The sequence below is a fragment of the Kineococcus rhizosphaerae genome (assembly GCF_003002055.1).
Lineage (GTDB): Bacteria > Actinomycetota > Actinomycetes > Actinomycetales > Kineococcaceae > Kineococcus > Kineococcus rhizosphaerae.
On sequence record NZ_PVZF01000003.1, the window covers coordinates 109,662 to 133,615 of the forward strand.

General features: G+C 74.1%; 24 protein-coding genes. 10 read left to right on the plus strand and 14 right to left on the minus strand.

The features are described from left to right. Nucleotides 1-4: 4 nt before the first annotated feature. Complete coding sequence (locus tag CLV37_RS07640; RefSeq protein WP_106208850.1) at nt 5-841, minus strand: LysR family transcriptional regulator; 837 nt, start codon at nt 839-841, stop codon at nt 5-7. Between the two features lie 93 nt (nt 842-934). Here CLV37_RS07640 and CLV37_RS07645 point away from each other — a divergent pair, with 93 nt between their 5' ends. Further along, a complete protein-coding gene (locus CLV37_RS07645) occupies nt 935-1,654 on the plus strand; it encodes an SDR family NAD(P)-dependent oxidoreductase (RefSeq protein WP_106208852.1) in 720 nt (239 codons plus the stop codon). Between the two features lie 67 nt (nt 1,655-1,721). Beyond that, on the plus strand, nt 1,722-2,423 hold the full coding sequence (locus tag CLV37_RS07650; protein ID WP_106208854.1) for a hypothetical protein: 702 nt from the start codon (nt 1,722-1,724) through the stop codon (nt 2,421-2,423). Here the strand turns inward: CLV37_RS07650 and ligD (CLV37_RS07655) are convergent. Beyond that, complete coding sequence (ligD, locus tag CLV37_RS07655; RefSeq protein ID WP_106209381.1) at nt 2,413-3,339, minus strand: non-homologous end-joining DNA ligase; 927 nt, start codon at nt 3,337-3,339, stop codon at nt 2,413-2,415. The two genes, CLV37_RS07650 and ligD (CLV37_RS07655), sit on opposite strands and share 11 nt — an antisense overlap. Before the next feature lie 4 nt (nt 3,340-3,343). After that, entirely contained in the window at nt 3,344-4,270 is a 927-nt protein-coding gene (gene ligD / locus CLV37_RS07660) for a non-homologous end-joining DNA ligase (protein WP_106209383.1), read from the minus strand. A 119-nt stretch (nt 4,271-4,389) separates the two neighbouring features. Between ligD (CLV37_RS07660) and CLV37_RS07665 the strand changes: the two genes are divergently transcribed. Together CLV37_RS07665 and CLV37_RS07670 are read left to right on the plus strand one after the other, a co-directional pair. Further along, complete coding sequence (locus CLV37_RS07665; protein WP_106209384.1) at nt 4,390-5,382, plus strand: siderophore-interacting protein; 993 nt, start codon at nt 4,390-4,392, stop codon at nt 5,380-5,382. 1 nt (nt 5,383) lies between these two features. After that, the gene (locus CLV37_RS07670) at nt 5,384-6,238 is read left to right on the plus strand and encodes a siderophore-interacting protein (protein ID WP_245885310.1); all 855 of its coding nucleotides are present in this window, start codon (nt 5,384-5,386) and stop codon (nt 6,236-6,238) included. Nucleotides 6,239-6,241: 3 nt separating this feature from the next. On the opposite strand, the gene CLV37_RS07675 is transcribed toward CLV37_RS07670, so the two are convergent. Next, nucleotides 6,242-6,634 carry a PNPOx family protein gene (locus CLV37_RS07675; protein ID WP_106208856.1) on the minus strand — a complete coding sequence of 131 codons (393 nt, stop codon included), beginning with the start codon at nt 6,632-6,634 and terminating at the stop codon, nt 6,242-6,244. Nucleotides 6,635-6,751: 117 nt separating this feature from the next. Continuing rightward, a complete protein-coding gene (locus CLV37_RS07680; RefSeq protein ID WP_106209388.1) occupies nt 6,752-7,480 on the minus strand; it encodes an NUDIX domain-containing protein in 729 nt (242 codons plus the stop codon). 189 nt (nt 7,481-7,669) lie between these two features. Here CLV37_RS07680 and CLV37_RS07685 point away from each other — a divergent pair, with 189 nt between their 5' ends. Further along, nucleotides 7,670-8,425: a DeoR/GlpR family DNA-binding transcription regulator gene (locus tag CLV37_RS07685; RefSeq protein ID WP_106208858.1), complete on the plus strand. Its 756-nt coding sequence runs from the start codon at nt 7,670-7,672 to the stop codon at nt 8,423-8,425. 27 nt (nt 8,426-8,452) lie between these two features. Here the strand turns inward: CLV37_RS07685 and CLV37_RS07690 are convergent, their stop codons facing one another. Then, nucleotides 8,453-9,334 carry an NAD-dependent epimerase/dehydratase family protein gene (locus CLV37_RS07690; protein WP_106208860.1) on the minus strand — a complete coding sequence of 294 codons (882 nt, stop codon included), beginning with the start codon at nt 9,332-9,334 and terminating at the stop codon, nt 8,453-8,455. 126 nt (nt 9,335-9,460) lie between these two features. On the opposite strand from CLV37_RS07690, the gene CLV37_RS07695 reads away from it, so the two are divergent. Continuing rightward, nucleotides 9,461-10,078, plus strand: coding sequence for a TetR/AcrR family transcriptional regulator (locus tag CLV37_RS07695; RefSeq protein ID WP_170127114.1), 618 nt, complete (start codon nt 9,461-9,463; stop codon nt 10,076-10,078). Nucleotides 10,079-10,126: 48 nt separating this feature from the next. Here the strand turns inward: CLV37_RS07695 and CLV37_RS07700 are convergent, their stop codons facing one another. Beyond that, nucleotides 10,127-11,005: a 3-methyladenine DNA glycosylase gene (locus tag CLV37_RS07700; protein ID WP_170127115.1), complete on the minus strand. Its 879-nt coding sequence runs from the start codon at nt 11,003-11,005 to the stop codon at nt 10,127-10,129. Nucleotides 11,006-11,074: 69 nt separating this feature from the next. Here CLV37_RS07700 and ku point away from each other — a divergent pair, with 69 nt between their 5' ends. Genes ku through CLV37_RS07715 form a run of 3 tightly spaced genes read left to right on the plus strand, consistent with a single transcriptional unit; the run spans nt 11,075 to nt 14,639 of the window. Next, the gene (gene ku, locus CLV37_RS07705) at nt 11,075-12,070 is read left to right on the plus strand and encodes a non-homologous end joining protein Ku (RefSeq protein ID WP_106208864.1); all 996 of its coding nucleotides are present in this window, start codon (nt 11,075-11,077) and stop codon (nt 12,068-12,070) included. A 55-nt stretch (nt 12,071-12,125) separates the two neighbouring features. Next, nucleotides 12,126-13,493 (plus strand): DHA2 family efflux MFS transporter permease subunit, encoded by a 1,368-nt coding sequence (locus CLV37_RS07710; RefSeq protein WP_106208866.1) that lies wholly within the window; start codon nt 12,126-12,128, stop codon nt 13,491-13,493. 9 nt (nt 13,494-13,502) lie between these two features. Beyond that, on the plus strand, nt 13,503-14,639 hold the full coding sequence (locus tag CLV37_RS07715) for a class I SAM-dependent methyltransferase (protein WP_106208868.1): 1,137 nt from the start codon (nt 13,503-13,505) through the stop codon (nt 14,637-14,639). Nucleotides 14,640-14,654: 15 nt separating this feature from the next. Here CLV37_RS07715 and CLV37_RS07720 read toward each other — a convergent pair whose 3' ends face one another. Genes CLV37_RS07720 through CLV37_RS07730 form a run of 3 tightly spaced genes read right to left on the minus strand, consistent with a single transcriptional unit; the run spans nt 14,655 to nt 18,655 of the window. Then, nucleotides 14,655-15,785, minus strand: coding sequence for an FAD-binding oxidoreductase (locus CLV37_RS07720; protein ID WP_211298476.1), 1,131 nt, complete (start codon nt 15,783-15,785; stop codon nt 14,655-14,657). Then, nucleotides 15,782-17,050: an aromatic ring-hydroxylating oxygenase subunit alpha gene (locus CLV37_RS07725; RefSeq protein ID WP_106208870.1), complete on the minus strand. Its 1,269-nt coding sequence runs from the start codon at nt 17,048-17,050 to the stop codon at nt 15,782-15,784. The genes CLV37_RS07720 and CLV37_RS07725 overlap by 4 nt, the downstream gene beginning before the upstream one ends. Before the next feature lie 27 nt (nt 17,051-17,077). After that, on the minus strand, nt 17,078-18,655 hold the full coding sequence (locus tag CLV37_RS07730; protein ID WP_106208872.1) for a BCCT family transporter: 1,578 nt from the start codon (nt 18,653-18,655) through the stop codon (nt 17,078-17,080). 194 nt (nt 18,656-18,849) lie between these two features. Between CLV37_RS07730 and CLV37_RS07735 the strand changes: the two genes are divergently transcribed. Then, on the plus strand, nt 18,850-19,188 hold the full coding sequence (locus CLV37_RS07735; protein ID WP_106208874.1) for a bifunctional 3-phenylpropionate/cinnamic acid dioxygenase ferredoxin subunit: 339 nt from the start codon (nt 18,850-18,852) through the stop codon (nt 19,186-19,188). A 225-nt stretch (nt 19,189-19,413) separates the two neighbouring features. Here CLV37_RS07735 and purU read toward each other — a convergent pair whose 3' ends face one another. From purU to CLV37_RS07755, 4 genes are all read right to left on the minus strand, one after another. Continuing rightward, a complete protein-coding gene (gene purU / locus CLV37_RS07740; protein ID WP_106208876.1) occupies nt 19,414-20,256 on the minus strand; it encodes a formyltetrahydrofolate deformylase in 843 nt (280 codons plus the stop codon). Continuing rightward, entirely contained in the window at nt 20,253-22,706 is a 2,454-nt protein-coding gene (locus tag CLV37_RS07745) for a GcvT family protein (protein WP_106208877.1), read from the minus strand. Before CLV37_RS07745 ends, purU begins: the two co-directional genes overlap by 4 nt. Before the next feature lie 100 nt (nt 22,707-22,806). Next, nucleotides 22,807-23,142, minus strand: a complete 336-nt coding sequence (locus tag CLV37_RS07750; protein WP_106208879.1) for a YnfA family protein — start codon at nt 23,140-23,142, stop codon at nt 22,807-22,809. 32 nt (nt 23,143-23,174) lie between these two features. After that, nucleotides 23,175-23,954, minus strand: coding sequence for an IclR family transcriptional regulator (locus tag CLV37_RS07755; protein WP_106208881.1), 780 nt, complete (start codon nt 23,952-23,954; stop codon nt 23,175-23,177).

Genomic DNA, 23,954 nt, shown 5'->3' on the forward strand with positions numbered 1-23,954 from the left:
CCGGTCAGGCGGTCGCCGTCCGCACGAGGGCGGCCACCGCCCGCGAGCGCGAGTGGGCGGGCCAGGCGATGGCCGTCGTCACCCGCACGGCGTCGACGAGCGGCACCAGGGCGATCCCCTCGCGCGGGAAGGGGATCGCCGACGGCGGCAGGATCGCGCAGGTCCGTCGCAGCGCGACCAGTTGCAGCAGTTGCAGGTGGTCGCGGATCTCCGGCCCCGTGGGTTCGGGCAGGTTCGGGTCCGGACGGGGCCAGCGCGGCAGGGGCAGGTCGGGCAGGCCGGTGAGGTCGGCGAGTTCCAGGTGGTCGCGGGCGCTGAGGGGGTGGCCGGCGGGCAGGACGGCCACCTGGTCCTCCACGAGGAGTTCCTCGGCGTCGAAACCCGCGGTCGAGTCCATCGGCAGGTGCAGCAGGGCGACGTCGGCGCGCCCGTCGCGCAGCATCGCCTCGGGTTCCCCGGGGCCCACCAGCGCGACCTCGACCGGGACCGCGTCGGGTTCGGCGGCGAAGGCGTCGAGGAGTTCCGCCAGCACCTCGTTGGCCGACCCCGCCTTCACGGTCAGGACGATCCCGGCGGAACCCGCCGCGGCGCGCACGGTGCGGCGTTCGGCGGCCTCGACGGCGGCCAGCGCCGCCCGCGCCTCGTCGAGCAGCACCCGTCCGGCCGCCGTGAGGGTCACGGCCCGCGGCGTGCGTTCGAGGAGTTCGACGCCCAGGCGTCGTTCGACCTGCTGGATGGCCCGCGACAGCGGCGGTTGGGCGATGCCCAGGCGCCCGGCGGCGCGCCCGAAGTGCAGCTCCTCGGCCACGGCCACGAAGTAGCGCAGCTCCCGCGTCTCCACCCCGCCAGGCTACGCCCGCGATACCGCAGGGGTATCGACCGGGACCGGACCGGTGTTGGACCCCGGACCGTCCCCGGGCGCAGGGTCGGGGACGTGAGCGAACAGAGGACGGCGCTGGTCACCGGCGCGAACAAGGGCATCGGGTACGAGGTCGCGGCCGGCCTGGGCCGCCGGGGTTTCTCCGTCGGCGTGGGCGCGCGGGACGCGGCGCGCCGCGAGGAGGCCGTCGGGAAGCTGCGCGCGGAGGGTCTCGACGTGTTCGGGGTACCGCTCGACGTCACCTCCGGCGACAGCGTCCGCGACGCCGTGGAACTGCTGGCCGCCCGGGGCGGTCTGCACGTCCTGGTGAACAACGCGGGGATCACGGGCGGACCGCCGGCGCTGCCCTCCGAGCTCGAGGTCGACCGCCTGCGGTCCGCGGTGGAGACCAACGTCCTCGGCGTCGTGCGCGTCACCAACGCGTTCCTGCCCCAGCTGCGCGCGGCGGCCTCGCCGCGGATCGTCTGCACGTCCAGCCGGCTCGGGTCCTTCGCGTACCAGGCCGAGAACCCCGACCCGCCGGTGTTCTGGGCCACCTACACCCCGACGAAGGCGTTCCTCAACGCCGTCGTCGTCCAGTACGCCCAGGAGCTGCGCGGGACGGGGATCCTCGTCAACGCCGCCTGCCCCGGCTACACGGCCACCGACCTGAACGACTTCGCCGGGCACCGCACCCCCGCCCAGGGCGCCGAGGTGGTCGTGCGGCTCGCGACGCTGCCGGACGACGGGCCGACGGGTGGTTTCTTCGCTGAGGAGGGCGAACTGCCCTGGTGACCACCCGTGGGCGTCGGGGTGAAGTCGCTGGCCCGGCACGCCGGCGCCGCCTACCATCGACGTCGCCATGGAGAGCGAACCGCACGTCCTGTCCCGCCGGGGGGAGACGATCACCCTCGACGCCGAGCACGTCGGTGACGTCCACCGGCACAGCGCCTTCAGCCTGTGGGACGACGCCGACGACCTGCCCGACGACGCCGACCCCGCCACGCAGGTCCGCGCCGTCGGGGAGCCGGTCCCGGTGCGGCGGGGCGACCTCGACGACGTCGCCCGCGCCGAGACGGAGGCCCTGCTGTCGCTGGCCGGGGCCGTCGACCACGCCTGCCTCGAACGCCTGCTCCCGCAGGTCGAGGTCGACGACGTCGCGCCGGACGCGCTGGCGGCCTGGCTCGTCGGGGCCGTGCAGGCCGTCAACGACGCCGCCGCACCCACGTGCAGCCTCAACGCGCTGCTGGACACCGAACTGCGCCGGTACGCCGGCATCCCGCTGATCAACGGCCGCTACCGGCTCCTCGACGCGGGCTGGTGCGACGCGGACGTGCAGCTCATGAGCCGGCGCGAGGAACCCTGGTACGCGGTCGTCGCCGACGAGCACCTGGCCGGTCTGCGCGGAGCGCTGCAGGTGAGCCTGACGTCGGTCGACTTCGGCCCCGAGGAGTACCTGACGGCCTCGGCGCTGTTCGCGTACTCGCCGCGGATCAGCCTGCACCCGGGCGAGGTCCGGATCGCCCGGGTCAGCCCCCGGATCAGCTCGCAGGTCAGCGCGTAGGGACGCGGGGTCCGGGTTCGGCCAGGGGGGCCAGGAGGTCGCCGTCGCGCGCGTACCGCGCGGCGACCTCCTCCAACGTCAACTGCCGCAACGACCCCGGGTCGTCGAGTTCGGCCCAGGTCCGCGGCGCGGCGGCGCAGGGACGGTGCCGGCCGCGCGGCGAGTACGGCGCGACGGTCGTCTTCGCGGAGTTGTTCTGGCTCCAGTCCAGCAGGACCTTCCCGCCGCGCAGCCTCTTCGTCATGCGGCTGACCACGAGGCGCGGTCGTTCCCGCTCCATCTCCTCGGCGATCCGGTGCGCGTAGGACCGCAGGACGTCGGCGTCCTGGCGGCCGGAGACCGCGGCGTACAGCTGCACCCCCTTCGACCCCGACGTCACGGGGTGGCACCGCAGACCGTCCTCGGCCAGCCGGTCGCGCACGGCCACGGCCACCTCGGCGCACTCGGCCAGCCCGGCCCCCTCGCCGGGGTCGAGGTCGACGACGAGCCGGTCGGGGTCGCGCACTCCCCCGCGCGGTCCCACGCGCCACTGCGGCACGTGCAGCTCCAGGGCGGCGAGGTTCACCAGCCAGACCAGGCCGGCGAGGTCGTCCAGGAGCGGGTAGCGGACCGTCTCGCGGTCCTTCGTGCTGCCGGGGACCTCGATCTCCACGGTGCGGATCCAGTCGGGCACCCCGCGCGGGACGTTCTTCTCGAAGAACGAGCCGCCGGTGACCCCGTCGGGGTAGCGCTTGCGCGTCAGGGGCCGCTGGTGCAGCTGGGCGAGCAGGGCCGGGGCCACCGCGGTGACGTAGGCGAGGACCTCCGCCTTGGTGGTCCCGGTCGCGGGGTACAGCACCTTCTCCAGCCGGCGCAGCCGCAGGTGACGTCCCTCGACGTCGACGACGGTCTCGTCGGTGCCGTGCTCGCGGGCCACCACCTCACTCCTGCCGCACGTCGGACGGTCCCAGGTCGGGGCGCAGTCCCCGCAGCGTCGGCTGGCGCAACCGGCCCCCGCTCGTGCGGCCGAGGTGGCGGACCTCCACGACCGCGACGGGTTCGGTGAACGTCGCCCCGGCCGCGTCGGGGCGGGGCACGTCGACCACGGGGCGGGGCAGTTCGCGTCCGGCGAGCGCCGCGCGCAGCCCCTCCTCCAGGGCGCCGTCGAGCCCGCTGCCGGCGCGGCCGGCGTAGCGCAGCCGCCCGTCGGGGCCGGGGACGGCGAGCAGCAGGGCACCGATGCGGTCGGGGGACCCCTCGACGGGGCGCCAGCCGGCGACGAGGCAGGCCTGGTGGTGGCGGTGGGCGTGCTTGACCCAGTCGGGGCTGCGGCGGCCGGGCTGGTACGTCGAGGTGCGGCGCTTGGCGACGACGCCCTCGAGGCCCTGCTCGCGGGTGGCGGTCAGCAGGGAGGAGGCGTCGGGGTAGACCGGTGAGACCTGCCAGGCGCGTCCGGAGGGCAGCAGCCGGTCGAGGGACTCGCGGCGGTCCTGCCAGGAGCGGTCGAGGAGCTCGACGCCGTACAGGCGCAGGACGTCGAAGGCCATGAGGGTGACGGGGGTGCGCGCGGCGGCGCGTTCGGCGGCGCGGGGGTCGCTGACGTGCAGGCGGTCGGCGAGGACGGAGAACGAGGGCAACCCGTCGTCGAGGGCGACGACCTCGCCGTCGAGGAGGACGTCGGCGTGGGCGTCGGCGAGGGCGGTGAGCTCGGGGAACGTGGTCGAGACGTCGCGGCCGGTGCGCGAGCGCAGCACGACGGTGCCCTCGTGGACGTCGGCGAGGACGCGCATGCCGTCCCACTTGACCTCGTAGGCCCACAGGTCGCCGTCCGTGGGCACTCCCGCGGACCGGGCGGCGGTCGCCAGCATCGGGAGCACGGTCCCACTCTGCGGCCCGTGCGGGGCCGTGGCGAGCGGGGCCTTGCCGAGCACCACCTTCCATTGGTTAGGCTGGCCTCACACATCGGGGGTCGAGGAGCGGGGTGGGCATGAGCACGGGCACGGGCGTCGAGGTGCGGGCGCGGCGGGCGGCGTACGCCCTGTACGAGGTGCGGGTCGCGGCCGTGCAGCGGGTCGGGACGAGCTTCGCCCGGATCACGGTGACGTCCCCCGACCTGGGCGGGTTCGGCGTCGCCGGGTTCGACCAGCGGTTCAAGGTGCTCCTGCTGCCGCAGCCGTTCGCGGCCTACGACGTCCCCGAGGGCGACTGGTACACGTGGTGGCGCGAGCTGCCCGAGGCGGTCCGCCCGACGATGCGCACCTACACGGTGCGCGCGTTCCGGCCCGAGACGCTGGACGCGCAGGCCGAGCTCGACATCGACTTCGTGCTGCACGGCGTCGCGGACGGGCACGCCGGCCCGGCGTCGTCCTGGGCGGCGCAGGCGGCGGTCGGCGACCCCCTCGTGCTGGTGGGTCCCACCGCTCCCGGCGAGGGCCGGATGTGGGGCGTGGAGTGGGCCCCGCCCGCCGAGGCCCGCACCCTGCTGCTGGCCGGCGACGAGACCGCGGTCCCGGCGGTGTCGGCGATCCTGGAGCAGCTGCCGCCGGGGGTGAAGGCGACGGCGCTGCTGGAGGTCCCCACCTCCGGTGACTTCCTCGACCTGCCCTCCCCCGCGGACCTGACGGTGGAGTGGCTGCCGCGCAACGGGTCCCACCCGGCGGGGGAACTGCTGCAGAGGCGCGTGCACGAGGTGGCGTCGGCGCTCGTCGACGAGGTGTCCTCGCCCGCCGACGCTGACCTCGACGCCGACCTGGACGCCGACCTGGACGCCGAGCTCGACGCGGAGGAGGACACCGGCATCCTCTGGGAGGTCCCCGAGCAGGCCGAGGCCAGCGGCCCGGAGGCGCTGTACGCGTGGCTGGCCGGGGAGTGCGGGGTCGTCAAGGCCCTGCGGCGCCACCTCGTGCGCGAGGTCGGCGTCCCGCGGACCTCGGTGGCGTTCATGGGGTACTGGCGCGAAGGCCGCGCCGAGGGTGAGTGAGGTGGAGCAGGACGTGCGCAACCCGTTCAAGCGGAAGGAACCCGCGCCCCGGCGCCAGCGCCTGGGTGTCGTGCAGCGCGTCGAGCGGCTCGCCCCGCACATGGTGCGGGTCGTCTTCGGCGGTGAGGACCTCGCCGACTTCGCCGTCGAGCACGCCGACTCCTACGTGAAGCTGATCTTCCCCGTGCCCGGCGTCGAGTACGACGAACCGTTCGACGTGGCCGCGATCCGGGAGACCCGGCCCCGCACCGAGTGGCCCGTGCAGCGGACCTACTCGGTCCGCGCGGTCTCCGGCGGAGAGGTGACCGTCGACTTCGTCGTGCACGGCGACGAGGGCCTCGCCGGGCCGTGGGCGGCGAACGCGCAGCCCGGCGACGAGCTGTGGCTGACGGGCCCGGGTGGGGCCTACACCCCCGGCGACCACGCGCCGTGGCACCTGCTGGTCGGGGACGCGAGCGCCCTGCCCGCCGTCTCGGCCTCGCTCGAACGCGTCCCCGCCGGGTCCGTCGCGGTCGCGGTCGTCGAGGTGCACTCCCCCGCCGAGGAACTGGACCTGTCCTGCCCCGGTGACCTCCGGCTGCACTGGGTCCACCGCGAGGAACCGGACCCCGAGGCGCTGCTGGAGTTCCTGGGCTCCCTCGACCTGCCGTCCGGGGCGCCGCAGGCGTTCGTCCACGGCGAGGCCGACACGGTCCGCGCCGTGCGGCGCTGGGTCCGCACCGAACTCGGGGTGACCAAGGACCTGCTCTCGGCGTCGGGGTACTGGCGCCGGGGGCGCACCGAGGAGGGCTGGCGGTCGGAGAAGCGGGACTGGAACGCCGCGACCGAGACCGACGACGCGGCCGCCGGGGTCTGAACCTCAGCGGACGACGGTGAGGTCGAGGAACTCCTCGACCCCCAGCCGCGCGAGCACGAACCGCACGGGGCGGGGCATCCCCGTCCGTGCGGGGTCGTGGACCAGGCGGGGGTCGGCGAGTTCCAGCCTGCGGCCCCGGAACCGCAACGAGCACCCGCCGGCCGCGAGGACGTTCTTCACCCAGTCGGTGCCCGGCCCGTAGGTCAGGGCCAGCCGGATCCCGGGCGCACCCTCGGACGTGACCTGGAACACGTTGACCGGGATGGTGAACTCGCGCCCCGAGCGGCGACCGCGGTGCGTCAGCAGCCCGAGGAACGGGGTGTGGGGCGCGACCCTGCGCATCACGTGGTTCAGCGCGGCCCGGTTCGCCCGGGCCACCGCCATCGGGATCGGCATCGTGCCCCTTCCTCGCGCGGGCCGTGTCCCACCATCGTGCGCCCCACCTGCCCCTGCCGCAGCGTCCCCGGCGCGCCCGAGCCGCCCGTCCGGCGAGCAGGGGCGCCCCGACGTGCGTCACGTCCTCTCGAGGAGTGCGCGCGGTGGTGCGGGGTTCCAGCCCGCGGGCGAGAAGGGCCCCTGGAGGACGGCCCACTGCAGGAGCAGGACGGTCTTGGCGTCGACGATGCCGCGGCCGATCTCACCGAGCGCGTCGTCGACGTCGAGTTCGACGACCCGGGTGTCCTCACCCTCGGCGCGCACTCCGGCCCGGGCCCCGTGGTCCACGCTCCCGTGCTCGTAGGGGGCGGCGAAGAAGTGCAGGCGCTCGGTGAGCGAACCGGGACTGCTGTAGAGGTCGAAGAGGTGGTGGACCTCACCGACGACGCACCCGGTCTCCTCCTGGCTCTCCCGGCGGACGGCGGTCTCGGGGTGGTCGTCGTCGAGCAGGCCGGCCGGGACCTCCAGCAGCATCCCGTCGGGGTGCTCGTTGACGTAGGCGGCGTAGCGGAACTGCTCGATCAGCAGGACGGTCCGCGCCGCGGCGTCGAAGAGCAGGACGCACGCGCCGTCGCCGCGGTCGTGGGTCTCCCGTTCCTGCCTGCTCCACGTGCCGTCGGCGTGCTGGTAGTCGAAGGCGGTGGTCCGGGTGACGTACCAGTTCGAGGTGAGCAACCGCACGTCCCGCACGACGACGCGGGGGTTGCGGTCCAGGTCGCGACCGGTCCGGTCGAGGTGGGTCCGGCCCCGCGCGTCCGGGACCTCGATCCCCGGGCGCGGTGCACCGGGTGGGGTGGGGTCGGTCATCCGGTCGTCCTCCTCCTGGGCCGCGACGGCCACCTCCGCGGGCACGGGCGTGCCCCACCCGTCTCCGTCCCGGGCAGCCGCCGCGGCGAGCCGCCCGGTGCGCGTGACCGCCGGGTCGTCGGTACGGCAGTACAGTACCCCGAACAAGCAAGAACGTGCATGAACTTGCAGCAACGAGAGGAGGCCCGCGTGCTGGGAGCTCAACGGCAGGAACTGCTGCTCACCCGCCTGCGCGCCGACGGCCGTCTGGTCGCCAAGGACCTGGCCGTCGAACTGGGCTTGTCCGAGGACAGCATCCGCCGGGACCTGCGGGAGCTGGCCGCCGCCGGGTTGTGCCAGCGCGTCTACGGCGGAGCCCTGCCCGTCTCCCCCGCCGTGGCCGACCTCACCACCCGCGGCGGTGTGGCTGCCGACAGCAAGCGCCGCGTCGCCGAACGTGCCGCCCGGCTCGTCACCCCCGGCTGCACCGCCGTCCTCGACGGCGGCACCACCGCCCTGGCCCTGGCCCGGGCCCTGCCGGCGGACCTGGAGGCGACGGTCGTCACCCACAGCCCCGCCGTGGCCGCCGCCCTGCTCGACCACCCGCGGATCGACCTGCACGTCATCGGCGGGCGCGTCTTCAAGCACTCCGGCGTCGCCTGCGGAGCCGCCGCCGTCGAAGCCGTCGCGGGCCTGAGCGCCGACGTGTTCCTGCTGGGGGTGACCGGGGTCCACCCCGACGCGGGTCTGACCACCGGGGACTCCGACGAGGCCGCGATGAAGCGCGCCCTGGCCCGCCGGGCCGCCGACACCTACGTCCTGGCCAGCGCGGAGAAGCTCGGCACCGCCTCGGCGTTCACCGTCCTGCCCCTGCAGGACGTCGCCGGCATCGTCACCGACGGCACCGACCCCGGGGACCGGACGCTGCGCGCCCTGCGCGAACAGGGCGTCACCCTCCTGCCCTGAGGGCCGGCCACCCGCGCCGCGCCGGGGTCAGTCGGTGTAGAACCCGGCCTCCAGGTCCTCGAGCAGGGTGGGCCCGGTCGGCTCCCACCCGAGGAGCTGCCGGGTCGCCGCGCTGGAAGCGGGCTGGTCGGTTCCGAGGAGCGCCCCGAAGACGCCCAGCTCAGCGGGGTCGACGGCCGCGGCGCGCAGGCCGGTCTTGCGCGCCACGACGTCGGCGACCCGGCGCATCGCCACGCCCTCCTCCCCGACGGCGTGCAGCACCGAACCCGCCGGCGCCTGCTCCAGGGCGAGGCGGAAGAGGCGGCCGGCGTCGCCGAGGTGCACGGCGGGCCAGCGGTTGCCGCCGTCCCCCACGTAGGCGGCCGTGCCCAGCCGCCGGTCCAGATCGACGAGCACCGAGATCAGCCCGTTGCGGTCGCCCGCACCGTGCACGGAGCGCGGCATCCGCACCAGGCCCGAGCGGATGCCGCGCTCCGCCAGGGCCAGGACGGCGGTCGCGGTCCGGGCGCGGGCGCCGGCCGGCCCGGAGGGGTCGAGGACGTCCTGCTCGGTGGCGACGCGGCCGGGCAGGATCGGGGTCCCGGAGGCCGCGAAGAAGGCTTTCCCGCTGCCCTGCAGGGCGTCCCCGATCCGGCCGACGAGCTCGACCTCGTTGTCGACCGTCTCCTCGAACGCGGCGAAGTCGAGCGTGAAGGCCAGGTGCGCCACGGCGTCGGCCTGCTGCGCCTGCGCGACGATCAGGTCGTGGTCGCCCGTGTCACCGCGCACCGCGGTCGCGCCCAGCGCCCGGACCTTCCCGGCCGAGGCCTCGGACCGGGCGAGACCGACGACCTCGTGGCCCGCGGCGGTGAGCTCCCGCAGGAGGGCGGTTCCGATCCAGCCGGAGGCACCGGTGGTGAAGACGCGCACGGTCGTTCTCCTTCGCGAGGTGGTGGTGTGGCCCAGCCCGTCGTCCGGTGACGACCACCGGTGATGTGACTGAGTAACATCACCGTACATCTGATGTGACTTAGTCGCATCACGTACAGTTCACCCGTGGCACGCTGGGAACCCGACGCGCGGGGCCGGCTGCTGCGCACCGCCGTCGACCTCTTCGCCGAGCAGGGGTACGAGGCCACCACGACGGCCCAGATCGCGCAGCGGGCCGGCCTGACGAGGACGACGCTCTTCCGGCTCTTCCCCGACAAGCGGGAGATCCTCTTCCAGGGCCAGGACGACCTCATCACCGTCGGCGTCGACGCGGTCCACCGGACCCCCGCCGACGCCCCGGCGATCGCGGCCGCGGCCGCCGCGGTGGCGGCGATAGCGGACGCGCACGTCGCCGACCGCGCCGGCAGCCGGCGCATCACCGGGCTCATCGCCGCCAGCCCGGAACTGCGCGAACGCGCCGCGTTCAAGCGGTCGTCCATCACCGAGGCCCTGCAGGCCGCCCTCCGGGAACGGACCGGCAGCCACCGCCTGGCCGGCCTGCTGACCGACGTCGCGGTGCGGTCCTACTACGACGGGTTCGACGTGTGGATCTCCACGGACGACGACCGGTCGTTCTCCGCCGTCGTGCTCGACGAACTCGCGGACGGCGAGGCCGCCCTGCGACGACTCGCAGGGGAACTGACGGGCCCGGTCCCCGGCCGCGGCGCACGGTCCCGGGCCTGACCGGGAGCCGTCCGCCGCACCTGCCGGGTCCCCGGGCCGCGGGACGGCTCAGCCCCGGACCTCGACGTCCTCCTGCAGCAGCGCGTCGCACACCTCGACCAGCGCGGCCCGCAGCGGGTCGGCCCGTTCGGCGAACGCCCGCTGGGCCCGTGCGTACTCCGCCTTGCCCTCGGCGGTCTCGATCGCGACGGCCGGGTACCCCAGGGAACTCACGTCGTACGGGGAGGCGCGCATGTCGAGGACCCGCACGTCGCGGGCCAGTTCGAAGCAGTCGAGCAGCAGTTCCCCGGGCACCGCGGGCGACAGCTTCATGGCCCAGCGGTAGAGGTCCATCGTCGCGTGCAGGCACCCCGGCTGCTCCTGCGCGGCCTGGTCGACGCGCGTGGGCCGCAGTTCGTTGAGCGGGACGGCGCTGGGGGTGAAGAAGCGGAACGCGTCGTAGTGGCTGCACCGGATGCGGTGCGACTCCACGACCTCGTCCGTGCCGGCGTGCCCGAGCCGCAGCGGCAACCCCGCGTGGCGCACCTGCTCGGGCTGCGTGCGGTGCACCATGGCCCACTCGTGCAGACCGAAGCAGGCCAGCTGCGGGGCCCGGCCCCGGGTCGCGGCCAGCACGTCGCGGGCCAGCCGGACGGTGGCCCGGCGCTGCGCCACCAGCGCCGCCGCGTCGACCCGCCACCCCGCACCGGTCGCGACGTAGTGGGCCCAGTCGGCCCTCTCGTCCGCGTCCGCCAGCGCGACCCCGACCCCGGGGTGCCAGCGGGCGAGGCGGCCCGGCGACCACGAGTAGTACGTGAACAGGAAGTCCTCGACAGGGTGCTTCTCGCCGCGGGCCCGGCGCGCGGCGGCGTCCCCGGTCAGGGCGAGCGCGCGCTCGGCGTGCGCGGCGGCGCGGGCGCGCCACCGCTCGGCGGGCACCGTGGTCACCGCTCGACCCCGCGCGGGGGTGCGGTGCCGGCCGTACGGTGGAGGTCCGACCCGAGGAAGGGGGGCGCCGTGCCACGCGCCGTCTGGAAGGGCGCCGTGTCCTTCGGCCTGGTCAACGTGCCGGTGCGGCTCCACCCCGCCACCGCCGAGCACGACATCCGTTTCCACCAGGTCCACCGTACCGACGGCGGCCGCGTCCGGATGAAGCGGACCTGCTCGGTGTGCGGCGAGGAGATCGCCTACGACGAGGTCGCCAAGGGCTACGAGAGCCCCGACGGCAAGCTCGTCGTCCTCACCGACGAGGACCTCGAGGAGCTCCCCGTGGCCAGCGGTCACGAGATCGACGTCCTGCAGTTCGTGCCCGCCGACCAGGTCGACCCCCTCCTGCTGTCCAAGCCGTACTACCTCGAGCCCGAGGCCCGCGCCGCGAAGCCCTACGCGCTGCTGCGCGAGGCCCTCGCCGAGACCGAGCGGATGGCCGTCGTCAAGATCGCGTTGCGCCAGCGCGAGTCGGTCGCCGTGCTGCGCGTGCGCGACGAGGCGATCGTCCTGCAGACGATGCTGTGGCCCGACGAGGTCCGCGAGCCCGACTTCGAGGTCCTGCAGGCCGACGTCGACCTGCGCCCGCAGGAGCTGAAGATGGCCGCCTCCCTCGTGGAGTCCCTCGCCGGGGACTTCCACCCCGAGGAGTTCGAGGACGAGTACGAGGTCGCGGTCAAGGAACTCGTGGAGGCCCGCCTCGAGGACGCCGACGCGGCGCCGGGCGCGGCCGCCGAGGAGACGTCCTCCGCCGGGACGGGCAGCAGCGAGGTCGTCGACCTGCTGACGGCGCTGCAGCGCTCCGTCGAACGGGCCCGCGGGGGTGGGGGTGGCGCGAAGCCCGCCGAGGTCGCGGACGAGGAGCCCGCAGCAGCGGAGAAGACCGCCGCGAAGAGGACGACGAAGAAGACGGCGTCCCCGGGGAAGACCCCCGCGAAGAAGACGGCCGCCAAGAAGGCGACTGCACGGAAGACGGCGGCGAAGAAGACGACCGCCAAGAAGACGGCGACGAAGAAGAGCGCCTGACCGTCACCGATACTTGCCCGAGGCCCCCGCACGGAAGGACCGCCTCGAGCCCCGCATGACGTCCCCGATCCCCGCCCCTCCCCCCGTCCGTCGGGGGTTCGTCCTCGCCGCGCTGCTGTCCGCGACGTTCATGGCCACCGTCGACGCCTCCATCGTCAACGTCGCCCTGCCGACCCTGTCCCGCGAACTGCACGCCCCCGCCTCGGACACCGTCTGGGTCACGACGGCCTTCCTGCTCGCCGCGGCCTGCTGCATCCCCGCGACGGCCGCCCTCGGCGACCGCGTCGGGCGCCGCAGGCTGTTCCTCGTCGGCGTCCCGGCGTTCACCCTCGCCTCGGTGGCCTGCGCCGCCGCCCCCACCCTCGGCGTGCTCGTCGCGGCCCGCGTCGCGCAGGGCGTCGCCTCCGCGCTGGTGCTCGCCGTCCCCATCCCCGTCTACCGGCACGTCGTGCCACCCGAACGGCTCGGCAGCGTCCTGGGGCTCAACGCCATGGTGGTCGCGCTCGGGACGTCGGCGGGCCCGGCGCTCGGCGGGCTGCTGCTGACGGCGCTGCCGTGGCCGTGGCTGTTCCTCGTCAACGTCCCCGTGGGCCTGACCGCCACCCTGCTCGGGTGGCGGTTCCTGCCGGGGGTCACCGGCCGGGGCGGCCGGTTCGACGCCCTGGGGTCGGTGTGGATCGCCGCGGCCATCGCGAGCTTCCTGCTGGGCGTGCGCGGGCTGGGTTCCACGTCCACGCTGCCCGTCTCGACCGCCCTGCTCGCGGCCACCGCCGTGCTCGTCGTCCTCTTCGTGCGCCACGAGAAGCGCACGGCGCGACCGGTCGTCCCCCCCGCCCTCTTCCGGCGGCCCTTCACCCTCGCGGTGCTCACCGCCTCGTGCTCGTTCTTCGGGCAGTCGACGGCGTTCGTGGCCCTGCCGTTCCTGTTCCAGCAGTCCCTGGGGGACAGCGCGCTGCGCTCCGCCCTGCTCTTCACCCCCTGGCCGCTGGTCATCGTCCTCGTCGCCCCCCTGTCCGGACGCGCCGCCGACCGGGTCGACCCGACCCTGCTGGCCCTGCTCGGGCTCACGGTCATGGCCGGCGGCCTCGTGTCCCTGGCCCTGCTGCCCGAGGACGCCTCCACCGCCGAGATCCTGGTCCGCACCGGCCTGTGCGGGCTCGGGTTCGCCGTGTTCCAGTCCCCCAACAACCGGGACATGATGTCCGCCGCCCCGCTGCAGCACGCCGGGTCCGCCGCCGGCGTCCTGAACCTCAACCGCACCGTCTCGCAGTCGACGGGGTCCGGCGCGGTCAGCGTGGTGTTCGTCGCGGCCGGGGCGAGCGCCGGCCAGCACGTCGGCCTGGTGCTCGCCCTCGGGGCGGCCGTCACCGCCGTCGGCGCAGGGCTCGCCGGGCTGCGGCTGGCCGGCGGCACGAGCCGGTAGCGTGCCGCGGTGAGTCCGCCCCTCTTCGACACCCTGCGCCGCTGGCCCGACGTCGAGGCCCCCGAACTCGTCGCCGTCGACGCCGCGGACCGCCTGCTCCTCGACGAGGCCGCGCCGGCGCTCGCCACCGCGGGCGCCGACGTCGTGGTGGTCGGGGACGACTACGGCGCCCTCACCCTCGGCGCGCTCACCCGGCACGACCTGGCGCGGGTCCGCGTCCACCAGGACTCCTTCACCGGCGAGCTCGCCATGGCGGCGAACGCCGCCCGCGCGGGGATCGACCCGGGCCGGGTCGAGAACCACCCCGTGCCGGGTCCGGCGCTGGTCCGGGGGGCGACGGTCGTGCTGCTGAAGCTGCCCCGCAGCCTCGAGGCGCTGGACGCCACCGCCCGCCTGCTGGCCCGGCACGCCCACCCCGACGTGGTCGTGCTCGCCGGGGGCCGGGTCAAGCACATGACCCACGCCATGAACGACGTCCTCGCCCGCTCCTTCGCCCACGTGCGGGCCGGGCTGGGGCGGCAGAAGGCGCGCGTGCTGACGGCGACCTCCCCCCGCCCGGACGTCACCGAGACCGGACCCCGCCGGTTCCACGACGAGGACACGGGGCTGTGGGTGTGCGCCGTCGGTGGCGCGTTCGCCGGCGCCACCACGGACATCGGGACCCGCGTGCTGCTGGACCACCTCGACGAGGTGGGGCGCTCGCTGCGGCCCCCGCGCACCGTCGTCGACCTCGGGTGCGGCACGGGACTGCTCGCGGCGGCGGCCGCCCGCCGGTTCCCGTCCGCCGCGGTGGTCGCGACCGACCAGTCCGCCGACGCCGTCGCGAGCGCACGGCTGACCGCGGCGGCCAACGGGGTCGCCGACCGCGTCCGCGTCGAGCGCGACGACGCGGGCAGCCGCATCCCCGACGCGGGTGTCGACCTCGTCCTGCTGAACCCGCCCTTCCACGTCGGCGGTGCCGTGCACACGGCCATCGCCTCGAAGGTGTTCCGCGCCGCCGCCCGGGTGCTCGCGCCCGGGGGCACCCTGGTGGCGGTGTGGAACTCGCACCTGACCTACCGCCGCGAACTCGAACGCGTCGTCGGGCCGACCCGGCAGGTCGCGCGCACGCCGAAGTTCACGCTCACCGCGAGCACGCGGCGCTGAGGGCGCCCCCGCGCCTCAGGAGTCGATCTCGACGTCCCCCAGGGGCTTGCTGCAGCAGATGAGCACCTTGCCCGCCGCGATCTCGCGCGGGCGGATGCCGCCGTTGTGCTGCATGTCGACGTCCCCGGACAGCAGGACGGTCTTGCACGTCCCGCACATGCCCTGGCTGCAGGAGCTCGGCGGCGAGATCCCCGCCCGGAAGGCGGCGTCGAGGATGAACTCGTCGGGGGCGCACGCGAACGTGCGGCCGGACCTCGCCATCGAGACCGTGAACGTCCCCAGGTCCGTCCCCGCCGGGACGTGCGCCCCGATCGACCCCACGTCGACGGGCTCGGTGCCGGTGAACGCGGCCTGCGGCAGGGCCTCGAAGGTGAACGTCTCCTCGTGGTGGTGCGCGAGGTCGAACCCGAGCGCGGTGAGGGCGTCCCGGACCGTGGCCGTGTACCCGTCGGGGCCGCAGACGAACACCTCCCGCTCGTGCAGGTCGGGGGCGATCTCCTGCAGCACCTCGCGCGTCAGCCGGCCCTTCCAGCCCCACCACTCCTGACCGGGGCTGTCCCGGCTGCACACCTGCACGACGTTCACGGTCGGGAACTGGGTGGGCAGACCGAGCAGCTCGGGCCGGTAGACGATGTCGGCCGGGCTGTGGGCGGAGTGGACGAAGACCACGTCGACGTCGCTCCCGAGGTCCACGAGCGTGCGCGTCATCGAGATGAGCGGGGTGATCCCCGATCCCGCCGAGAGGAACAGGTACTTGCGCGCGGGGTGATGGACCATGCTGAACGCCCCCAGCGGTGGGGCGGCGGCGACCCGGTCCCCCACGGTCAGGTTGTCGTGCAGCCAGTTGGAGACGAGGCCACCGGGTTTGCGCTTGACCGTGATGGCCAGCCGGTGCGGACGGGTGGGCGGGGACGAGATCGTGTAGGACCGCTCGACGCGCCGGCCGTCGATCTCGAGGTGCAGCGTGATGAACTGCCCCGGGTCGAAGTGGAACACCTGCGAACCGACCGGTTCGAACCAGAACGTCTTGACGTCGTGGGTGATCTCCCGCACCCCGCCGCAGACGAGTTCGGCGACGTCGGCGTCGTCGCCCCAGACCGTGATCCCCCCCGGGTGCGGGACGCCCTGCGTCTCGGTGACCGTCACGCGATCGCCTCGCGCAGCCGGGTCACGTACCAGTTCACGAACGCCTCCACGTCGTCCTCGACCATCGAGTAGGGCCCCGGCACGTACCCGGGGTCCGAGCACCCCGCCTGCGTCCCGGCCACCAGGGCGCGGTCCTGGTCGTTCGTCGCCCGCCAGACCGCGGTCAGGGCGTCGAGGTCGTAGTCGACCCCCTCGACCGCGGCCGGGTGCACCAGCCACGTCGTCCGCAACGTGCTCGTGCCCGTGGACGTGGGCAGCACCGAGAACACCACGGCGTGGTCGGACAGCAGGTGGAACCAGGAGTTGGGCTGCAGGTGCAGCGACAGGTCGCCGAACGCGGCGTCCTGCACCTGCCCCATGAGCGTGCGGCAGACCGCGCCCCCGTTCGGCGCGAACGACTTCCCCTCCCCGTCCAGGGGCAGGTGGGACAGCTGGAACCCCACGACGCGGGTGTCGAGCTCGCGGTGGTCGGTCAGCGGGAGCCCGTGCGCGGCCCGGATCTTCTCCAGGGCCTCAGCGGCCTTGACGTAGCGGTCGTACAGGGGTTTGAGGCGCGGGGTGATGTCCTCGGCCTCGTAGGCGAACAGCGGGAAGTAGGCCGTGATGAGCTCGGGGTGACCGTCGCAGTGGTAGCACTCGCGGTTGTTCTCCATCACGAGCTTCCAGTTGCCGGCCTCGGCCAGGTCGTACGTCGCGGCGACCTTGGCCTTGCCCAGCTCGTAGGGACGCAGGTGCGGTTCGAGGACCTCGGCGACGGCGTCGAAGTCCTGCGGTGCCTGCTCGGCCAGGCAGATGAAGACGAGCCCGGCCAGGTCGCGCACGTGCACGGGCCGCAGCGAGAAGCAGGTCGTGTCGAACGTCGCGGGCTGGGACTCGGCGAACCGCAGCCGGCCGTCCACCCCGTACGTCCAGCGGTGGTAGGGGCAGACGATGTTGCCGACCGCCCCCTGGCGCTCGGGCAGCAGCCGCGACCCCCGGTGCCGGCAGACGTTGTGGAACGCGCGGACCTGCTCGTCGTCGTCGCGGACCACGATGACGGAGTACTCCCCCACGTCGACCGTGACGTAGTCGCCGGGTTCGGGGATCTCGGCGGCCGCGGCGACGAAGATCCAGTTGCGGGCGAAGATCACGTCGAGGTCGCGCCGGTACACCTCCTCGGAGGTGTAGAAGGGCGCCTCCAGGCTCTGCCCGGCCACCCGGCCGCGCACGAGGTCGTCGACGACCTCGTGCGCGGCCGGGGCGGGGACGGCGGTCTGGGCGGTCATGCTGTTCTCTCCCTCGGTACGGCGGGCTCAGTCGGGGACGCGGGCTTCGGCGGGTTCCCGCGCGGCGCCGTTCAGGTGGACGACCGACGGGCGCGTGAAGAGGCGGTCGCTGCGGACGTCCTTCACGACGGCCACGCACAGGAGCACCATGACCACGAGGAACGGCGTGGCCGCGATGATGGTGACGTTCTGCAGCGCCTGCAGCCCGCCCGCGGAGAGCAGGACGATCGCCACCGCCCCGGTCAGCGCCCCCCACAGCGCCGTGAGCCAGCGCCGGGGTTCGTCGTCGCCGTGGCTGGACAGCGACGCCATGACGATGCTCGCCGCGTCGGCCCCGGAGACGAAGAAGATGGCCACCAGCAGGACCACGAGGACCGAGGTCGCCCCCGCCCACGGGAACTGCTGCAGCAGCGTGAACATCTGGACGTTCTGGTCCGGGCTGGCCAGCACGTCGAGCGCGCCCGTGAGCTGCTCGTGGATGGCCGTCCCGCCGAAGACGGAGAACCACAGCAGGCTGACGGCGGTCGGGATGAGCATGACCCCGACGACGAACTCGCGGATGGTCCGGCCCCGGGAGATCTTCGCGAGGAACGCGCCGACGAACGGCGTCCACGAGATCCACCAGGCCCAGTAGAAGATCGTCCACCCGGACAGCCACGACCCGCCGCCGTAGGCCCCCGTGCGCACGGACATCTCCGGCAGCTGCGCGAGGTAGTTCCCGGCCGCGTTGGGGATGAGGTCGAGGATGAACACCGTCGGCCCGACGACGAACAGGAACAGCAGCAGGACGGCCGCGAGGACCATGTTGGTGTTCGACAGGATCTTGACCCCGCGTTCGATGCCGCTGACGGCGGAGACGACGAAGCAGACGGTCAGGACGACGATGATGCCGATCTGCCACGCCCGGCCGTTGCCGGCGCCGAACACCTCGGACAGCCCGCCGTTGATCTGGGCCGCGCCGAGCCCCAGGCTCACGGCGGAGCCGAAGATGGTGGCGAAGATCGCCAGGACGTCGATCGCCCGGGCGGCGCCGTGGCCGCGCGGTCCGCGCAGCAGCGGCGCGAACGCGGCGGAGAAGCCACCGGTCCGGCCCTTGCGGTAGCTGGAGTACGCGAGAGCCAGGCCGACGACGGCGTAGATGGCCCACGGGTGCAGGCCCCAGTGGAACATCGCGTAGTTCATGGCCTCCCCGGCGGCGGCGTCGGTGCCGGGTTCGATGCCCGCCTCGGGCGGGGTCATGAGGTGGGTCACGGGTTCGGTGACGCCGTAGAACATCAGGCCGATGCCCATGCCGGCCGAGAACATCATCGCGATCCAGGAGGCGCGCGAGTGCTCGGGCCTCTCGTCGTCGGCGCCGAGGCGGATCCGCCCGACGCGGCTGAAGGCGAGCAGGAGGGCGAACACGACGAAACCCGTCGCGCCGAGCACGAACGCCCAGCCGAGGTTGGTGGTGATCCAGCTCAGGACCGACCCGGTGCCCGAGGCGAGCCGCTCGGGGACGGCGACGCCGACCGCGAGCAGCACGGCCACGACGGCCACCGAGACGATCAGGACGGGCCGGTCGAGGGGGAGTCTGCGGTGACGTGTTCCCGGGTCGAGCGCCATGGGCGGGTCCTCTCCTCAGCGGTGCGCGTGCACCCGTGGGCGGTGGAGTGGAGCTGTTGCAGACTACGGCCCACGTTGCGCCATGGGCAACAGGTTCACGTGGATGAAACGGGACCCAACGTCGCCGAAACACGCACGGGCGCAGGGTGGGACGATGGGGCCGACCGTGGAGCCCGAACGAGGAGGAACTGCCGATGTCGACTGGTCACAGGGTCGTGGTGTGCCCGGCGGCCGCGCTGCCGGCGGGCGAGGTGGTGCGCGTCGACCGCCCCGGGCTGGACGTCCCCGTCGCCGTCTTCAACGTCGACGGCGACCTGTTCGCCATCGACGACACGTGCACGCACGCCGACGAGTCCCTCGCGGAGGGCTGGGTGGAGGACTGCGCCGTCGAGTGCCCCCGGCACGCCTCGGCGTTCGACCTGCGCACGGGTGTCCCGTCGAGCCCGCCGGCCATCACGCCCGTGCGGACCCACCTCGTCGAGGTCGTCGACGGTGAGGTCGTCGTCGAGGTGGGGACCCCGCGCCCCGCCTGACCGCGCGAAGCACACCTCGGACCCCGCCGGGCGACGGTTCCGGGTCCGAGGTGTGCGTCGCGCGGCAGCCGTCGACGGTCCCCGACCCGAAGCGCTGGGAGGAGCTCAGCGGAAGACCCAGCTGAGCGACGACCAGCGCGTCGGGGTCCGCGGGTGACCGACACGCCGACGGAGTCGCTGCGTGGCGGGCGTCCGCGGGCTCCGACCCGAAGCGCTGGGAGGAGCTCAGCGGAAGACCACAGTGCTGTGGCCGTTGAGGAGCACGCGCTGCTGGCAGTGCCACTTCACGGCCCGCGACAGCGCGAGCGCCTCGGCGTCGCGGCCGACGGTCGCCAGCGCGGCCGGGTCGTGCGTGTGGTCGATGCGGATGACCTCCTGCTCGATGATCGGTCCCTCGTCGAGGTCGGCGGTGACGTAGTGGGCGGTGGCCCCCACCAGCTTGACCCCGCGGTCGAACGCCTGGTGGTACGGCTTGGCCCCCTTGAAACCGGGCAGGAACGAGTGGTGGATGTTGATGGCCCGCCCGCGCAGGTCCTGCGTCAGCTCGTCGGAGAGCACCTGCATGTAGCGGGCCAGCACCACGAGGTCGGCGCAGTGCTGCGCGACGAGTTCGCGCAGCCGGGCCTCGGCCTGCGGTTTCGTGGTGGGGGTGACGGGGACGTGGTGGAACGGCAGCCCGGCGGCCTCGGCCATGGGCCGCAGGTCCTCGTGGTTGGAGACGACGGCGACGATCTCGCCGCCGAGGTTGCCCGAGCGCCAGCGGAAGAGCAGGTCGTTGAGGCAGTGGCCCATCGTGGAGACCATGACGAGGATCCGGGTGGGCCGTTCCCCGGTGAAGGTGAACTCCATGCCGTACTCGCGGGCGAGGCCGGCGAACTCGGCGGCGAGGTCGTCCACGCACGTCTCACCGGCGAACGCCGTGCGGGAGAACAGCCGGCCGCTGGTCCGGTCGTCGAACTGCTGGTGCTCGACGATGTCGCAGCCGTGCGAGAACAGGAACGAGCTGACGGCGTGCACGATGCCGGGCCGCTGGGGGCAGCTGAGCGTGAGGGTGCGGGGGACGTTCATCCGCGGATCTTCTCCATCCCGGGGTCGACGAGGGGTTCGGCGGCGACGGTGGCGGCGACCGGGCGCCCGAAGTACGAGATCTGGACGTGGTCGCCGACCGCCGTGGCCCCGGGCAGCCAGGCGTAGGCGATCGGGCGGCCGACGGTGTGCCCGAAGGCGGCGCTGGTGACGTACCCGGCGGGGGCGCCGTCGACGAGGACGGGTTCGCCCCCGAGGACGACGCTGGTGCCGTCGTCGACGGTGAGGCACACCAGCCGCTGGTCCGGGGTCCGCTGCGCGCGGCCTTCGAGGGCGGGTCCCCCGACGAAGGAGTCGAGCGGGGAGCGGACGGCGAACCCGACCCCGGCCGCGTAGGGGTCGTGCTCGATGGTCATGTCCGTGCCCCACGACCGGTACCCCTTCTCCAGCCGCAGGCTGTTGAAGGCGGCGCGACCGGCGGCGACGATCCCGGACTCCTGACCGGCCTCCCACAGGGCGTCCCACAGCCGGGCGCCGTGCTCGGCGCTGGTGTAGATCTCCCAGCCGAGTTCCCCGACGTAGGACAACCGCATCGCCGTCACGGGGACTCCCCCGACGACGGCGGGCTTGGCCCGGAAGTACTTCAGGGCCTCGTCGGAGAAGTCGTCGCGGGAGACCCGGGTGACGACGTCGCGGGCGCGCGGTCCCCACAGGCCGATGCAGCAGGTGGCGCCGGTGGTGTCGGTGACGCTCACCCCGGCCGGGGCGGTGCGTTCGAGGTGCACGACGTCGGCGCCGGAGTTGACGCCGATCTGGAACTCCTGCGCCCCGAGCCGGGCGACGGTCACGTCGCTGCGGATGCCGCCGGCGGTGTCGAGGAACAGGGTGTAGGTGACGGAGCCGACGGACTTGTCCATCTTCGCCGTGGTGATCCCCTCGAGGAACTCGACGGCTCCCGGTCCCCGCACGACGACGCGCTTGAGGGGCGTCATGTCGTACATCGCGACGGCCGTGCGGGTCTTCCACGCCTCGGCCGCGGCGATCGGCGAGTGGAACCGCGCCGCCCAGGGTTCGCGGGCCGGCGGGGTCCACTCGGCGGGCAGGTCCGCGAGCAGGCCGGCGTTGGCCTCGTACCAGTGGGGTCGCTCCCAGCCGCCGGACTCCAGGAAGAACGCGCCGAGCGCCTTCTCGCGCGAGTGGAACGGGCTGACCCGCAGGTTGCGCGGGGATTCGCGCGGTTGCAGCGGGTGGAGGACGTCGTAGACCTCGACGAAGTTCTGCTGGGCGGTCTCGCTGACGTACTCGTCGGTGAGCTGGACGTCCTCGAACCGGTGGACGTCGAGGGCGTGCAGGTCGTAGGAGCTGCGACCGTCGACGAGGAGTTCGGCCACGGCCCGGGCGACGCCGGCGGAGTGGGTGACCCACACGGCTTCGGCGACGAAGAACCCGGCGACCTCGCGCGACTCCCCGACGAGGGAGCCCCCGTCGGGGGTGAAGGAGAAGACGCCGTTGAACCCCTCCTCGACCTTGGTCTGGGCCAGGGCGGGCAGCAGCCGCAGGGAGTCCTCCCAGCTGGGGGCGAAGTCCTCCTCGGTGAACGGCAGCATCGAGGGCATCGAGGCGGCGCTGACCTCGCCCTCGGGGAGCTCGTCGAGCCGCACGGGCATCGGCCGGTGGGCGTAGGACCCGATGCCGACGCGGTCGCCGTGCTCACGGTAGTAGAGGTCGGCGTCCTGGTGGCGCAGGATGGGCAGGCCCGCTTCGAGGAGTTCGGGGTTGCGGCCGACGAGTTCGGCGACCTGCCCGGTCCTGGCGTACTGGTGGGCCAGCGGCAGCAGCGGGACCTTCATGCCGACCATCGCGCCGACGGCCGGTCCCCAGAACCCGGCGGCGGAGACGACGACGTCGGCGGGGACGACCCCGTCGGCGGTGCGGACCCCGGTGACGCGGCCGCCGGTCTGCTCGACGTCGAGGACCCGCACGCCGCCGCGGAACTCGACGCCGGCGGCGGACGCGCGCCGGATGAGGGCGGTGACGGCCCGCGACGCCTTGGCGAGCCCGTCGGTGGGCACGTGCAACCCGCCGAGCACCTGCTCGACGTCGAGCAGGGGGTGCGCGGCCACGCACTCGGCCGGGGTCAGGACCTCACCGGCCACCCCGGCGGCGGTGAGCCAGCCGAGCCGTCGCTCGAGCTCGGTCAGGCGCGCGGGGGTGGTCGCGACCTCGAGCCCGCCGACGGGGTTGAAGCACCAGGCGCCGTCGACGTCGAGGGAGGCGAGCTTGTCGCGCGTGTAGGTGGCCATCCGGAGCATGGTCCGCGAGGAGTTGGCCTGGAACACCAGGCCGGGGGCGTGGGAGGTGGAGCCGCCGGTGAGCGGCAGCGGGCCCTGGTCGAGGACGGTCACGTCGGTCCAGCCCCGCAGGGCCAGTTCGTCGGCGAGGTTCGCGCCGACGATGCCGGCGCCGACGATCACGACACGTGGGTGGGTCACGGTGCGCTCCTGGCCTCGGGGCACGTCGGCGACGGGCGTGTCGACGACTGATATATCAACCCGGCCGACGCTAGGCCCGCAGCGGGACGGCGTCAAGGGCTCAGGCGTCGCCGCGCGGCGCGTACATGATCACGCCGACCCCGGCGAGGCAGACGAGGGCCCCGGCCACGTCGTACCGGTCGGGCCGGTAACCGTCGACCACCACGCCCCACGCCAGCGCCCCCGCCACGAACACCCCGCCGTAGGCGGCCAGGACCCGCCCGAACTCCGCGTCGGGCTGCAGCGTCGCGACGAACCCGTACAGGCCCAGGGCGATCACGCCCGCGCCGATCCAGGCCCACCCCCGGTGCTCGCGCAGACCCTGCCAGACCAGCCACGCCCCGCCGATCTCGAACAGGGCGGCGACGACGAACAGCAGGATCGATCGCAGGGTCACGCGGGGACGCTAGACGACGACGCCGGACCACGTCAGGGCGTGACGCGCCACCCCAGGGCCGCCGAGGCCCGCTCGGCCGCCGCCACGACCGCGGGGGCGACCTCCAGCAGGCGCTCGGCCGACAGGCGGTAGGCGGGCCCGGAGACGCTGAGGGCCGCCACCACGGACCCGTCCGGTCCCCGCACCGGGGCCGCGACCGCGTTGAGGCCGACCTCCAGCTCCTCCGCGGTCGTCGCGAACCCGTCGACGGCGATCTTGTCGAGCGCCTCCTCCAGGTCGCGGCGGCGCGTGAGGGTCGCGTCCGTGAACCGGCGCAACCGCCCGGCCAGGCCCCGGGCCCGCACCGGGGCGGAGAAGGCCATGAGCACCTTGCCGCTGGAGGTGGCGTGCAGGGGCGTGCGCTCGCCGATCCAGTTGTGCGTCACGACCGACGAGGCGCCCCGCACCTGGTCGACGTTGAGGGCCGCGTCACCGTCGGCGAGCGCCACGTTCACCGTCTCCCCCGTCTGCGCGGCGAGGTCCTCGCAGGCCGGCCGGGCGCGCCGGGTGACGTCGAGCTGGTCGGCGACGGCTCCGGCGAGGCGCACGACGGCCATGCCCAGGCGGTACTTGCCGCGGTCGCCGACCTGTTCGACCAGACCCCGGTTCTCCAGGGCGGCCACGAGCCGGAAGGCCGTGGACTTGTGGACGTCGAGCCGCTGGGCGATCTCGGTGACCCCCGTCTCGCCGAGCTCGGCGAGCACCTCGAGGATCGTGATGGCCCGGTCGACGGACTGCACCGGTGAGGTCCGCGTCCCGGGGGTCTCGCTCAT